Origin of the sequence: Staphylococcus sp. GDY8P47P (assembly GCF_016892225.1) — a bacterium.
Taxonomy (GTDB): domain Bacteria; phylum Bacillota; class Bacilli; order Staphylococcales; family Staphylococcaceae; genus Staphylococcus; species Staphylococcus borealis.
The window spans coordinates 80,881-94,462 of sequence record NZ_JAFENV010000014.1 but is presented as its reverse complement, the minus strand read 5'-3'; the positions used below and the strand labels follow the sequence as shown (position 1 = coordinate 94,462).

Genomic DNA, 13,582 nt, shown 5'->3' with positions numbered 1-13,582 from the left:
TTGTTATAGGTGTTACTATAATGTGCTTTAGAAAAATGCTAGACTGAGACACTTAACTTTGTCCCAGTCTCTTTTTATAGTAAAGGAGATATCTATGATAACTTTAAACCAAAGATTAACTACTGTGTGCAACTATCTTGTTCCAGGAAACTTAGCCGACATTGGTTCAGACCATGCCTATCTTCCTATCTATGCGATTCAACATGGTCTAATTACACATGCTATTGCAGGTGAAGTCATAAAAGGGCCTTTTGAAGCAGCGAAAAAGAATGTGTCAGAAAATCAGCTCAATGATGTTATCGATGTTCGATTAGGGGACGGATTAAGTGTACTTCGTCAGAATGAATCTATTCAAAATATAACCATTTGTGGCATGGGTGGTCCGCTTATAGCAAGGATATTGAATGAAGGGCGCATTCATTTAGCAAATGGTCCTAGATTAATCTTACAAAGTAATATTCAAACTGAAGTATTAAGATACACGCTCATGACACTGAATTACCAAATTATAGAAGAAGTCATTATGGAAGAGAAAGGACATATCTATGAAATTGTGGTTGCAGCGCATATGGATCATCAGGATCATTTAGACAAAAAAGAATTAAAATTTGGGCCGAAATTATTACAAAATAAAAATGAAATATTTTATAAAAAATGGCGTCATGAATTAGAAGCCTTAAATCACATTCGTAATCAATTGAATTCAGAGTTACATCATGAGAGACTTAAAGAGATAGATAAGGATATATCATTAATTACAGAGGTGTTAAATAATGAAAATTAAACAATTAATGTCTATTATCGATACACATGTGCCATTAGAGACAGCTGAGAATTGGGACAATGTTGGATTACTCATAGGTAATCATGAATCTGAAATCAATGGTATATTAACGACGTTGGATTGTACAGATGCAATCGTTAACCAAGCTATCGACAAAGGCTATAATACGATTATCGCTCACCATCCTTTAATTTTTAAAGGGGTAAAATCAATCATTGATGATGGCTATGGTCAATTAATTCAAAAAATAATTCGTCACAATATCAACCTTATTGCGTTGCACACAAATCTTGACAATTACGTTTACGGTGTTAACCAAATGTTGGCTAATAAATTAAAATTGCAAGATATACAATTTTTAAATCAAGAGAATGAAACGTATTATAAAGTTCAAACATATATACCTAAGGATAATGTAGAAAACTTTAAAGATCGTCTTGATCAACATGGACTTGCCAAAGAAGGTAATTATGAGTATTGTTTTTATGAAACTGAAGGTAAAGGCCAATTTAAACCTGTAGGAAATGCTAATCCACATCTAGGTCAGCTGAATAACATAGAATATGTAAATGAAGTTAAAATTGAATTTATGATTAAAGCTAGCCAGTATGCATTAGCTGAAAAAGCAATTATCGACAATCATCCTTATGAAACGCCTGTCTATGATTTTATTAAAATGACTAAAACGGCAAATTATGGTCTTGGCAAAATTGGCATTTTAGAAGATGCGATGTCATTAACAGACTTTGTAAAATTTGTAAAACATGAACTTGATATCCCAAGTGTTCGATACACAGGCGATGCTAATAAACGTATCCAAAAAGTAGCTATCATCGGCGGTGCGGGAATTGGTTATGAGGCACTTGCATTTAACAAAGGCGCAGACATCTTTATAACTGGAGATGTTAAACACCACGATGCACTTGATGCACAAACGTATGGTATGACCATTTTAGATATCAATCATTACAGTGAGTATGTGATGAGAGAGGGACTTAAAGAATTATTAGAACAATGGCTATATGATGAAAGTATAGATTTTCCAATTGATGCTTCTAATATCAATACCGATCCATTCAACTACATGTAAATTGGACTAAAACAACTTCAACTGAATATTTTAAGGAGGCCAAATCGATGGCAACTCACCCATTTGAATTATTTAATTTAGACTCAAAACTTATAGAAGCAATTAAAGACTTAAAATTTGATAAACCAACTGAAATACAAAATAGAATAATTCCAAGAATTAAAAAAGGCGTCAATTTAATAGGTCAATCCCAAACAGGTACAGGAAAATCACATGCATTTTTATTACCACTTATGGATAAAATAGACGAAGAAAACAAAGAACCTCAATCTATTGTGGTAGCGCCAACTAGAGAATTAGCGCAGCAATTATATCAAGCAGCTAGTCATTTAGCTCGTTTTAAACAAGGGGTTAAGGTAAGCCTTTTTATAGGTGGTACAGATATTGAAAAAGATAGACAACGAACTAATAATCAACCTCAATTAGTCATTGGAACACCGACTAGAATTAATGATTTAGCTCAAAGTGGTCATTTACATGCGCATTTGGCATCATACCTCGTTGTTGACGAGGCTGATTTAATGATTGACTTAGGCCTTATCGAAGATGTAGATTTAATTGCTTCACGCCTAGATGAAAATGCACATATAGCAGTTTTCAGTGCTACGATTCCTAAATCATTACAACCATTTTTAAATAAATATCTAAGTAATCCGGAATATGTAGAAGTGGATTCCAAGTCTCAAAATAAAAAAAATATTGAATTCTATTTAATTCCAACTAAAGGAACTGAAAAAGTAGATAAAACACTTCAATTAATCGATATTTTAAATCCATACCTATGTATCGTTTTCTGTAATAGTAGAGATAATGCGGATGAACTGGCAAATTCACTCAATGCTGCTGGAATTAAAGTTGGCATGATACACGGAGGTTTAACACCAAGAGAGCGTAAGCAACAAATGAAACGTATACGTAATTTAGAGTTTCAATTTGTAATCGCAAGTGATTTAGCTTCTCGAGGTATAGACATTGAAGGCGTTAGTCATGTTATTAATTTTGACGTACCTAAAGATATTGACTTTTTCACTCACCGTGTTGGTAGAACAGGTAGAGGTAACTATAAAGGTGTAGCAATCACACTTTATAGTCCTGATGAAGAGAATCTAATTACGTTAATTGAGGATAAAGGCTACCATTTTGAAAATGTTGATGTAAAACATAATGAATTAACACCAATTAAAGCGCATAACACACGACGTAAACGTGAAAGAAAAGATGACCACTTAACAAACGAAGTCAAACATAAAGTACGTAGTAAGACTAAAAATAAAGTAAAACCAGGTTATAAGAAGAAATTTAAACAAGAAGTTGAACGAATGAAAAGACAAGAAAGAAAACAATTTAGTAAGAGACAAAATAGACAGCAACGAAAAAATAATAAAAAAGGTTAGGTGAACATCATGTTAATTGGATCACATGTATCAATGAGTGGGAAAAAAATGTTAGAAGGCTCTGCTGAAGAAGCGCATAAATTAGGTGAATCAACATTTATGATTTATACAGGTGCACCTCAAAACACGCGACGAAAAAGCATTGAAGATCTAAATATTGAAAAAGGCCACGAAGTTATGAATAAATATGGTTTATCTAATCTAGTGGTTCATGCACCATACATTATCAACATTGCAAACACTACAAAGCCCGAAGTTTTTCAGTTAGGTGTAGACTTCCTTCAAAATGAAATAGAACGTACACAAGCACTTGGTGCCAAAGACATCGTTCTGCATCCAGGTGCCCATGTTGGTGCTGGTGCTGAGAAGGGCATTCAACAAATTATCAAAGGGTTAAATGAAGTTTTAACTCATGATAATGATGTGCGTATTGCATTGGAAACTATGGCTGGAAAAGGTTCTGAAGTAGGACGCACGTTCGAAGAAATTGCTCAAATCATTGATGGTGTCACACATAATGATCGATTATCAATCTGTTTTGATACATGTCATACGCATGATGCAGGGTATAATATCAAAGATGATTTTGATGGTGTATTAAATGAATTTGATAAAATTATTGGTTTAGACCGAATAAAAGTGGTTCATGTCAATGACAGTAAAAATGAACAAGGCGCGCATAAAGATAGACATGAAAATATTGGTTTCGGACACATTGGTTTCGATGCACTTAATTATGTAGTGCATCATGATGCTTTTAAAGATATTCCTAAAATTTTAGAAACGCCTTATGTCGGTGAAGATAAGAAAAATAAGAAAGCACCTTATAAATTTGAAATTGAAATGTTAAAGGCACAACAATTCGATTCTGAGTTAAAAAATAAAATTCTTCAGCAATAGTTGTATTATACTGTAAAGTAGTTAGCGATAGTTTTAAGCATTGACTTTGTAATTGCTTAGCACCTAACTAACTCTAAAAATAAAACTTTATTGCTCTAGTTAGCCATATGGGTGGTACAATCAATTCTAAATGAATTTTGTATCACCCTTTTCTAAATAACAAAAACAAGTCGTAAACATTACTATTTACAATATATGAAGTTAATTGTATAGTATTAAACGAGGTGAAATAATGAGCCAACCTGTATTTGAATTAAAAAACATAGATTATTATTTTGAAAATAAGCAAGTATTAGATAACATCAACATTCACATAAATAAAGGTGAATTTTTGGCAATTGTCGGCCCTAATGGCGCTGGTAAGTCAACTTTACTTAAAATCATATTAGGATTACTGCCTTTACAAAAAGGCGAAATATATATTGATGGCAAATCATATAAGAAGCAAAATCAATCGGAATTAAAAATTAGTTATGTTTCACAAAAAGCTACAGCTTTCAATGCTGGATTTCCAGCTAGCGTTAAAGAAGTTGTTCTCAGTGGACTTACAAAAACGAAGAAGTTATTTCAAAGATTCAATAAAAAGGATGAAGCATTAGTTGATACCGTATTAACGAGATTGAATATTCAACATCTTATCAATAAAAATATTGCAGAACTTTCAGGTGGACAACAACAACGTGTATTAATTGCTAGGGCATTAATATCTAATCCCTCCGTACTTGTATTAGATGAACCTACAAATGGTATCGATGCTAAACATGTTAGTGAATTCTATGAAACACTTGAGCAATTAAAGCATGAGGGCATTACAATTATACTAGTTACGCATGATATTGGTGTTGTAGCAGATACAGCAACAGAAGTAGCATGCTTAAATAAACATTTACATTTCCATGGATCGACTGAAGAATTTAAAAAGTTAGATGAAGTTGAAATTTCGAAAATATATGGTCATCCCGTTAAATTTGTAGATCATCAACATAATAGAGAATGTTGCGAAGCTTAAAATTTAATATATTAGGAGTTTAAAAATGAACAGTTTTATCAAACAAGTTAGTGGTGATATCCATGATTGATGCGTTATTAAATTTTGACTTCATGAGATATTCATTACTTAGTGGGATTTTAATAGGGTTTATTGCACCTTTGATTGGTGCTTTTATTGTTGTAAGAAGATTATCTTTGATTGCAGACGCATTAAGTCATGTCACATTAGGCGGCATTTCCTTTGGTATGTTTGTATTGACTTTATCACCTGCACTCGCTATTATCAATCCAATGTGGTTTGGAATATTATTTGCCATTATAGGTGCAATACTAATCGAAAAGTTAAGAACATCATACTCTAATTATCAAGAGATTGCTATTCCTATTATTATGAGTGCTGGGATAGCGCTCAGTGCCATTTTCATCTCCCTTGCTGACGGATTCAACCAAGAGATCGTAGGCTTATTATTTGGTTCAATAAGTGCAGTAAGTCTTAGCGATTTATTAACGGTTGTCGTTATTGCTATAGTTGTCGTGTTATTCATCGTATTATTCTATAAAGAACTATTTATTCTTTCATTTGATGAAGAGTATAGCAAAGTTATAAATATTCCCAAATGGATTCAATTCCTATTTATAGTTATCGTTGCTATGGTTATTTCAGCTTCAATGAGAGTCGTTGGGATTTTATTAGTCAGTGCTTTAATAACATTACCAATTGCTATAGCTATGCGAATTACTAAAGGTTTCAAACAATTAATCATTTTAAGTGTTATAATTGGTGAATTCTCAGTAATATTAGGACTTATACTTGCATTTTATATGAATATTTCACCTGGTGGTGTTATTGTAGTACTATTAGTTTTATTATTAGGACTTACAATGTTATTCCAAAAATCAACCGTAAGACTTAAAAAGGGGAAATAACTTATGAATACAAATGATGCAATTAAAATTTTAAAAGATAACGGTTTGAAATATACAAAAAAACGTGAAGATATGATAAATGTTTTTGTTAATGAAGATAAATATATCAATGCTAAGCATATCCAAAAACAATTAGATAAAAATTATCCAGGCATATCTTTTGATACTATTTACCGTAACTTACACTTATTTAAAGATTTGAAAATTATTGAAAGTACTGAATTAGATGGAGAAATGAAATTTAGAATCGCTTGCATGAATCATCATCATCATCATTTTATTTGTGAAAATTGTGGTGACACTAAAGTTATTGACTATTGCCCAATCGATCAAATTAAATCTTATTTACCAAATGTTGATATTCATACGCATAAGTTAGAAGTTTATGGTGTGTGTGAAGCATGTCAAAAATCAAAATAAATTTTAAATTAATACATTCTACAAACTAAGCGAGCCGGGAGTGGACGACGAATTGAAAAATTCTGTCCACTCCGTTTTTTTAGTCTATTTAAGTGGGAAACCAATTGAAATATAGGTCAAAAGTAGGATTTATCTAAAAATGACGAAATATTGACTCGTATTATGTTTAAAAGCTACCTTTTTGAGATATATTATATAAGTAAGTTGATAATAAGCGTATTAATATTAGTTGCAAGCAAATATTTTGTTGCTTTGTTAATAACTTGTTATTATAAATGTAACGAATTTTTAGGAGGATGATTAAATATGGCTTTTGAATTACCAAATTTACCATATGCAGCAGATGCATTAGAACCACACATTGACAAACAAACTATGGAAATCCATCATGACAAACACCACAACACTTATGTTACTAAATTAAATTCTGCAGTTGAGGGTACAGATCTTGAATCTAAATCAATTGAAGAAATTGTTGCTAACTTAGATAGTGTACCTGAAGATATTCAAACAGCTGTTCGTAATAATGGTGGCGGACACTTAAATCACTCATTATTCTGGGAATTATTAACTCCTAATTCTGAAGAAAAAGGTACTGTTGTTGATAAAATTAAAGAACAATGGGGCTCTTTAGACGAATTCAAAAAAGAATTTGCTGATAAAGCAGCAGCTCGTTTCGGTTCAGGTTGGGCTTGGTTAGTAGTTAATAATGGTCAATTAGAAATTGTTACTACACCAAACCAAGATAACCCATTAACTGAAGGTAAAACACCTATCTTAGGCTTAGATGTTTGGGAACACGCTTATTACCTTAAATATCAAAACAAACGTCCAGATTATATCAGTGCTTTCTGGAATGTTGTTAACTGGGAAAAAGTTGACGAATTATATAATGCAACAAAATAATTCTGCTTTTTCAATTTAGCAAGTGGTCTCTTTATGAGGCCACTTTTTTTATGAAAATGATGGTAATATGTCTCATTTTCATATATCATTTATGAGTAAACATGTTTAATAATTGAGGTAGGTTATCTTGCTTAAAAGATTAAAAGAAAAGTCAAATGATGAAAAAATAAAGCACACAATGAATAAACGAATTAGCTTCGTATTTGGTGCTATTATAGTTATATTTGGAATTATAGTTTTAAGATTAGGATATTTACAGATTGCACAAGGTTCACATTACAGTCAATTAGTTAAAAATGACGAGAACATAACTGTAAATGAATCCGTACCTAGAGGGCGAATTCTAGATAGAAATGGAAAAGTCTTAGTAGATAACGCATCTAAACTAACGATTACATACACTAGATCTCGAAAAACAAGTCAAAAAGATATGTTAGATACTGCTAAAAAATTGTCATCTTTAATTTCTATGAAGACAAATAAAATCACTGAAAGAGATAAACAAGATTTTTGGATTCAGAAACATCCTGATGAAGTTGATACATTGATGAAAAAAGAAATGTCGATGCTAAATGAAGGCAGTATCACTCAAGATCAATATGATAAACAGTTATATAAGAAAGTCGGCGATAAACAAATTGAAAGTTTATCAAAAAAAGACTTACAGATTTTAGCAATTTATCGTGAAATGGCTGCTGGTTCTACAATGAATCCACAAACAATTAAAAACGAAGATGTAAGTGAAAAAGAATATGCTGCAGTATCACAACAGTTAGATAATCTTCCAGGTGTCAATACAACAATGGATTGGGATCGTCGCTATCCATATGGAGATACTTTGAGAAGTATATTTGGAAGCGTCTCTACGTCTAGTGAAGGTATTCCTAAAGAATTAACTGAACAATATTTAGCTAAAGGCTATTCTAGAAATGACAGAGTCGGAAAATCTTATTTAGAGTATCAATATGAAGATATTTTACGTGGTAAAAAGAAAGAAATGAAATATACAACTGATAAATCTGGCAAAGTTATCAATTCTGAAGTCATCAATCCTGGTTCTAGAGGTGATGATTTACAATTAACAATTGATATAGATTTACAGAAAAAAGTTGAATCATTATTAGAAAATCAAATAAAAACGTTACGTAGCCAAGGTGCTAAAGATATGGATAATGCGCTAATTGTGGTCCAAAATCCTAAAAATGGTGATATTTTAGCAATGGCAGGAAAACAAATTGATAAAAATGGTAATCTTACTGATTATGATTTAGGTAACTTTACCGGCCAATTTGCAGTTGGATCTTCTGTCAAAGGTGGAACTTTACTAGCAGGATATCAAAATAACGCTATAAAAGTAGGCGAAGAAATGATAGATGAGCCATTGCATTTCAAAGGCGGATTAACTAAGCGTTCATACTTTAATAAAAATGATAAAGTTAGAATTAATGATAAAGAGGCTTTAATGCATTCATCTAACGTTTATATGTTTAAAACCGCACTGAAATTAGCTGGTGATCCTTATTATAGTGGTATGGGCTTACCTTCAGATATAAGGGAAGCTGGTCAGAAATTAAGAAAAGGGCTTAACCAAGTTGGATTAGGTGTTAAGACAGGTATTGATTTACCGAATGAAACAATAGGTCAAATTGAACCCTTAACCAATAATTCAGGAAATTACCTTGATTTGTCAATTGGACAATATGATACGTATAGTCCAATCCAGTTATCACAATACGTTTCTACAATTGCAAATGATGGATATAGAATCCAACCACATATAGGTTTGGCAATTCATGATGCTACAAATAGTGATGATATCGGTCCAGTTAAACAAAAAATTAAAGGCAATGTCTTAAACAAAGTAAATAATTCAGAAGATGAAATTAAAGAAGTACAAAAAGGATTTGAAATGGCATTCAATGAAAAAGATGGAACAGGCTATTCAAGTTTCCACAAAACAAAAGTACCTTCTGCAGGGAAAACTGGTACTGCCGAAGTATTCCAAGATGGTGAATCAAGAGTTAATTCAACTTATATAGGTTATGCACCAATCAAAAATCCTAAACTATCATTTTCAATTGTTTACACGAATCAACCCGTTCCACCACCATGGTTAAATGGTGGAGATTTAGGTAGAGACGTCATTAATTATTATTTTGATGATAAAAAGTAACCAATTCACTTTTAATTGATTGAAATTATTAATGTATAAAAAATAATACTTTTCAATTATTGTACTAAGTGGTATGATAATAAAGTCGTATTTAGAAAAGGTAAGGAGGATTTAACATGCGCGTAAATGTAACATTAGCTTGTACAGAATGTGGAGATAGAAACTATATTTCTACTAAAAACAAAAGAACTAATCCTGAACGTGTTGAAATGAAAAAATATTGTTCACGTGATAATAAACACACTTTACACCGTGAAACTAAATAATAGCTAACTAAAGCTTTATAAAAATAATTAAAGGCTACAATGCAAATTTGTAGTAGCTAACTAAGCTGATAAGAACTTGTTTAGAGTTTTTATCAGCTTTTATTACTTTAAGGAGGCAAGACAATCATTCATAAGAATGCCGTCTACCTCCTTTTTTATTTCATCTAAATGACATCACCTTTTAATAACGTTATAATATATATAGTGTTAAAAGGGTGGGGATTTTATGAGTAAAAAAGAGATTAGAAAAGATATATTATCTCGAATGAAACAATTAAACAAAGAACACAAACAACAAGCAGACACTTGGTTAAAAAATCAATTGGTTAATAGTCAAGTATATAAAAATGCTAATAGGATAGGTATTGTCTTATCTATGCCTCATGAGGTTGATACATACCCAATTATCGAATCGATGTTAGCTGATAATAAACATGTCTTCGTTCCTGACACAAACTATAAGTTGAAAGAAATGAAGTTTAAAGAAATATTATCTTTTAATAGTCTTGAAAAAGATGAAAAAGGCTTATTATATGTTAATGAAGATACTGAAATCACTGATAACCTAGATTTGATAGTTGTTCCTGGTGTAGCATTTAGAAATGATGGCTATCGTATAGGCTATGGTGGGGGATATTATGATCGGTTTTTAAGTCAGTCTGAAGCTAGTACTGTTAGCTTACTCTATGACTTGCAACTATCACAGTTCGATATTGAGTCTCATGACCAACCTGTTGACGAACTAATCATCTTTAATACTTAATTATATTTGGAGGAATTAATGGATACAGAAAAATACTTCTGGAAGTCTATCTATTATTTTATTAAATATTATAACTTTGACTTTGTTAATATTGATAAAAATGATAGTGAAGTCTGGCTAATACATAAAAAAAAGAATACGCTAGCGATATTTAGAAAAGAGATCGTCTCTAACCAAGAAATTCAGTTTGATAAAGCGAAAATGATTGATAATTACAAGCAATTTGAAAATGAGCTTAATTGCAAACTAAAAAACATTAATTACTATTATTTTACTGAACAAGCATTTCAGTATGATGAATTCGCTGAATCTAGTCCAATTAAAATAGAGTGTGTACGCATCGCTAATAACAATGATTTACACAAATTGATTCATCAACAGTTATTAACTAAGTTATTATTCAAAAAAGATAACAAGCTTTCTACTTATTATAAAAGGTGCGTATTATCAAATAATCCAATTGATAAACATATGTTACGTTTCACCCCAATGACATATGGCTTAATCACAGTCAATGTATTGATATGGTTAATTATGATACTCTATTTAAACCATTTTTCAGACGTTAAATTATTAGATTTAGGTGGTTTAGTACACTTTAATGTCGTTCATGGCGAATGGTATCGACTGATTACCTCCATGTTTTTACATTTTAATTTTGAACATATTTTAATGAATATGTTGTCATTATTTATTTTCGGGAAAATTGTTGAATCAATCGTTGGTCCATTGAAAATGTTAGGCATATATATTATTTCTGGTTTACTTGGTAATTTTATATCCCTATCATTTAATATTCATACTGTTTCAGTTGGAGCGAGTGGCGCAATTTTTGGTCTAATAGGCGCTATTTTCGCGATGATGTTTGTTAGTAAGACGTTTACTCGAAAGGTAATTGGCCAAATGTTAATCGCCTTATTAGTGTTGATAGTCTTATCATTATTTATGTCTAATATTAATATAATGGCACATCTTGGCGGATTTATTGGCGGCGTTTTAATTACCTTAATTGGCTATTATTTTTGGACAAATCGAAATTTATTTTGGGTTTTCTTAATTATATTACTTGTTTTATTTGTAGCTTTACAAGTAAGAATTTTTACTATTAAAGAACAAAATATATATGATAAATTAATCGAAGATGCCATCTTAGATTATGATTATAAAGAGGCTAGTTCAATCGTTAATCATACGATTGATAAAGGTTATGATGATGATCGAACTTATTATTTAAAAGGATTAATAACAGCTACAACAAGTTCAAGAGCAGAAGGAATGGCAGATTGGGAACGCGGACTAAAAAATCATCCTAATTCCGGTCTTTTAAATTATGAATTGGCAATAGCTAATAGAGCGCTTGATGATAATGAAAAGGCACTCACTTATGTAAAAAAAGCTTTAGCTATTGATTCGAATAATAATAATTATCAAAATTTAAAAAAAGAGTTGGAAAAGACAAATGAATCGAGAAATTAATAATTTCTATGATGTATTACAACTTCTGAAACGTTATGGTTTTATAATTTATTTTAAAAATCCAAACGATATGTATGAAATGATGTTACAAGAAATCAAATCATTACATCATTACGAATTATTATCTAAAGATGAATATCTAAAATGTATTTTACTAATTAACCAAAGAAGGAATGAGCATAAATGAAAAATATTATTTTAGCAGCTGATATTGGTGGGACAACTTGTAAACTTGGTATATTCGACGGTGAGCTTGAGCAACTACACAAATGGTCAATCAAAACAGATACGTCTGACCATACGGGTAAAACCTTATTAAAGAATATCTATGATTCATTTATAGAAACACTTGCAACACATCAATTAAATATCGATGATGTGATCGGTGTCGGGATAGGTGTGCCGGGTCCTGTTGATTTCGAAACAGGTATTGTTAATGGGGCAGTCAATTTACATTGGCCTGGAAATGTTAATGTTCGTCAAATATTTAGTGAATTTGTTAACTGTCCAGTTTATGTAGATAATGATGCTAACGTAGCAGCCTTAGGAGAAAAGCATAAAGGTGCAGGTCAAGGTGCTGATGACGTCGTTGCAATCACTTTAGGTACAGGTTTAGGTGGCGGTATTATCTCAAACGGTGAACTTGTACATGGTCATAATGGTTCTGGCGCAGAAATAGGTCATATCCGAACTGATTTTGACCAACGCTTTAATTGTAATTGTGGTAAATCTGGTTGTATAGAGACCGTTGCCTCAGCTACGGGAGTTGTTAATTTAATTGATTTCTATTATCCTAAATTAACATTTAAATCATCAATATTACCGTTAATTAAAGAAAATAAAGTGACAGCTAAAGCTGTATTTGATGCAGCTAAAGCAGGAGACCAATTCTGTATTTTTATTACTGAAAAAGTTGCAAATCATATTGCATACTTATGTAGTATTATTAGCGCAACAAGTAATCCAAAATATATTGTTTTAGGTGGTGGTATGTCTACTGCTGGATTAATTTTAATTGAAAACATTAAAACAGAGTATCACAACTTAACATTCACTCCTGCTCAGAAGGATACAGAAATTGTACAAGCACAACTAGGTAACGACGCTGGCATCACTGGTGCAGCAGGACTAATTAAAACATATATACTAGAAAAGGATGGTGTTAAATAATGGCAATTGTCGATGTTGTTATTATTCCAGTTGGAACTGAAGGTCCAAGTGTTAGTAAATATATTGCAGAAATACAAATGAAACTTGAATCATTTAAGCAAGAAGGTAAAATTGATTATCAATTAACACCTATGAATACACTTATTGAAGGCGATCTAAAAGACTTGTTTGAAGTAGTACAAGCAATTCATGAATTACCATTCAACAAAGGTATAGATAGAGTATGCACAAACTTGCGAATAGACGATAGACGAGACAAAACACGTAAAATGAACGACAAATTAAAGTCTGTGCAGAAACATATCGATAAACAAGGAGAATAA

14 protein-coding genes and 1 pseudogene are annotated in these 13,582 nt (G+C 31.5%); all 15 read left to right on the top strand.

Annotated elements, in window-relative coordinates; genetic code table 11:
- The first annotated feature begins 94 nt into the window (after positions 1-94).
- The 15 genes and pseudogenes from JVV30_RS05315 to JVV30_RS05245 all read left to right on the top strand — a co-directional run bounded on the left by JVV30_RS05315 (position 95) and on the right by JVV30_RS05245 (position 13,582).
- Positions 95-784, top strand: coding sequence for a tRNA (adenine(22)-N(1))-methyltransferase (locus JVV30_RS05315; RefSeq protein ID WP_070854960.1), 690 nt, complete (start codon positions 95-97; stop codon positions 782-784).
- Entirely contained in the window at positions 774-1,874 is a 1,101-nt protein-coding gene (locus JVV30_RS05310; protein WP_053029509.1) for a Nif3-like dinuclear metal center hexameric protein, read from the top strand. Before JVV30_RS05315 ends, JVV30_RS05310 begins: the two co-directional genes overlap by 11 nt.
- A 47-nt stretch (positions 1,875-1,921) precedes the next feature.
- Positions 1,922-3,268, top strand: a complete 1,347-nt coding sequence (locus JVV30_RS05305; protein WP_193839287.1) for a DEAD/DEAH box helicase — start codon at positions 1,922-1,924, stop codon at positions 3,266-3,268.
- A gap of 9 nt (positions 3,269-3,277) precedes the next feature.
- Positions 3,278-4,168 carry a deoxyribonuclease IV gene (locus JVV30_RS05300; protein ID WP_053029507.1) on the top strand — a complete coding sequence of 297 codons (891 nt, stop codon included), beginning with the start codon at positions 3,278-3,280 and terminating at the stop codon, positions 4,166-4,168.
- A gap of 232 nt (positions 4,169-4,400) precedes the next feature.
- Positions 4,401-5,177, top strand: coding sequence for a metal ABC transporter ATP-binding protein (locus tag JVV30_RS05295; protein ID WP_053029506.1), 777 nt, complete (start codon positions 4,401-4,403; stop codon positions 5,175-5,177).
- A gap of 62 nt (positions 5,178-5,239) precedes the next feature.
- A pseudogene (locus tag JVV30_RS05290) lies at positions 5,240-6,102 on the top strand (metal ABC transporter permease).
- Positions 6,089-6,505 (top strand): Fur family transcriptional regulator, encoded by a 417-nt coding sequence (locus JVV30_RS05285; RefSeq protein WP_070854963.1) that lies wholly within the window; start codon positions 6,089-6,091, stop codon positions 6,503-6,505. Before JVV30_RS05290 ends, JVV30_RS05285 begins: the two are co-directional and overlap by 14 nt.
- Before the next feature lie 306 nt (positions 6,506-6,811).
- Positions 6,812-7,411 carry a superoxide dismutase gene (locus tag JVV30_RS05280; RefSeq protein ID WP_037558187.1) on the top strand — a complete coding sequence of 200 codons (600 nt, stop codon included), beginning with the start codon at positions 6,812-6,814 and terminating at the stop codon, positions 7,409-7,411.
- Positions 7,412-7,538: 127 nt separating this feature from the next.
- Complete coding sequence (locus JVV30_RS05275; protein ID WP_070854965.1) at positions 7,539-9,584, top strand: peptidoglycan D,D-transpeptidase FtsI family protein; 2,046 nt, start codon at positions 7,539-7,541, stop codon at positions 9,582-9,584.
- Between the two features lie 116 nt (positions 9,585-9,700).
- A complete protein-coding gene (gene rpmG, locus JVV30_RS05270; protein WP_011275661.1) occupies positions 9,701-9,850 on the top strand; it encodes a 50S ribosomal protein L33 in 150 nt (49 codons plus the stop codon).
- A 226-nt stretch (positions 9,851-10,076) separates the two neighbouring features.
- Positions 10,077-10,613 carry a 5-formyltetrahydrofolate cyclo-ligase gene (locus JVV30_RS05265; protein ID WP_070854966.1) on the top strand — a complete coding sequence of 179 codons (537 nt, stop codon included), beginning with the start codon at positions 10,077-10,079 and terminating at the stop codon, positions 10,611-10,613.
- Between the two features lie 18 nt (positions 10,614-10,631).
- Complete coding sequence (locus JVV30_RS05260; RefSeq protein ID WP_070854967.1) at positions 10,632-12,089, top strand: rhomboid family protein; 1,458 nt, start codon at positions 10,632-10,634, stop codon at positions 12,087-12,089.
- Complete coding sequence (locus JVV30_RS05255; protein WP_053029500.1) at positions 12,073-12,276, top strand: YqgQ family protein; 204 nt, start codon at positions 12,073-12,075, stop codon at positions 12,274-12,276. Before JVV30_RS05260 ends, JVV30_RS05255 begins: the two co-directional genes overlap by 17 nt.
- Positions 12,273-13,259 (top strand): ROK family glucokinase, encoded by a 987-nt coding sequence (locus JVV30_RS05250; protein ID WP_053029499.1) that lies wholly within the window; start codon positions 12,273-12,275, stop codon positions 13,257-13,259. Before JVV30_RS05255 ends, JVV30_RS05250 begins: the two co-directional genes overlap by 4 nt.
- Positions 13,259-13,582: an MTH1187 family thiamine-binding protein gene (locus JVV30_RS05245; protein WP_053029498.1), complete on the top strand. Its 324-nt coding sequence runs from the start codon at positions 13,259-13,261 to the stop codon at positions 13,580-13,582. Before JVV30_RS05250 ends, JVV30_RS05245 begins: the two co-directional genes overlap by 1 nt.

What these genes read in the sequence shown, in the direction of transcription:
- JVV30_RS05300 (WP_053029507.1), top strand. Translation starts at nt 3,278, where the DNA reads ATGTTAATTGGATCACATGTATCAATGAGTGGGAAAAAAATGTTAGAA.
- JVV30_RS05255 (WP_053029500.1), top strand. Translation starts at nt 12,073, where the DNA reads ATGAATCGAGAAATTAATAATTTCTATGATGTATTACAACTTCTGAAA.
- JVV30_RS05265 (WP_070854966.1), top strand. Translation starts at nt 10,077, where the DNA reads ATGAGTAAAAAAGAGATTAGAAAAGATATATTATCTCGAATGAAACAA.
- JVV30_RS05305 (WP_193839287.1), top strand. Translation starts at nt 1,922, where the DNA reads ATGGCAACTCACCCATTTGAATTATTTAATTTAGACTCAAAACTTATA.
- JVV30_RS05295 (WP_053029506.1), top strand. Translation starts at nt 4,401, where the DNA reads ATGAGCCAACCTGTATTTGAATTAAAAAACATAGATTATTATTTTGAA.
- JVV30_RS05315 (WP_070854960.1), top strand. Translation starts at nt 95, where the DNA reads ATGATAACTTTAAACCAAAGATTAACTACTGTGTGCAACTATCTTGTT.
- rpmG (WP_011275661.1), top strand. Translation starts at nt 9,701, where the DNA reads ATGCGCGTAAATGTAACATTAGCTTGTACAGAATGTGGAGATAGAAAC.
- JVV30_RS05245 (WP_053029498.1), top strand. Translation starts at nt 13,259, where the DNA reads ATGGCAATTGTCGATGTTGTTATTATTCCAGTTGGAACTGAAGGTCCA.
- JVV30_RS05285 (WP_070854963.1), top strand. Translation starts at nt 6,089, where the DNA reads ATGAATACAAATGATGCAATTAAAATTTTAAAAGATAACGGTTTGAAA.
- JVV30_RS05260 (WP_070854967.1), top strand. Translation starts at nt 10,632, where the DNA reads ATGGATACAGAAAAATACTTCTGGAAGTCTATCTATTATTTTATTAAA.
- JVV30_RS05280 (WP_037558187.1), top strand. Translation starts at nt 6,812, where the DNA reads ATGGCTTTTGAATTACCAAATTTACCATATGCAGCAGATGCATTAGAA.
- JVV30_RS05250 (WP_053029499.1), top strand. Translation starts at nt 12,273, where the DNA reads ATGAAAAATATTATTTTAGCAGCTGATATTGGTGGGACAACTTGTAAA.
- JVV30_RS05310 (WP_053029509.1), top strand. Translation starts at nt 774, where the DNA reads ATGAAAATTAAACAATTAATGTCTATTATCGATACACATGTGCCATTA.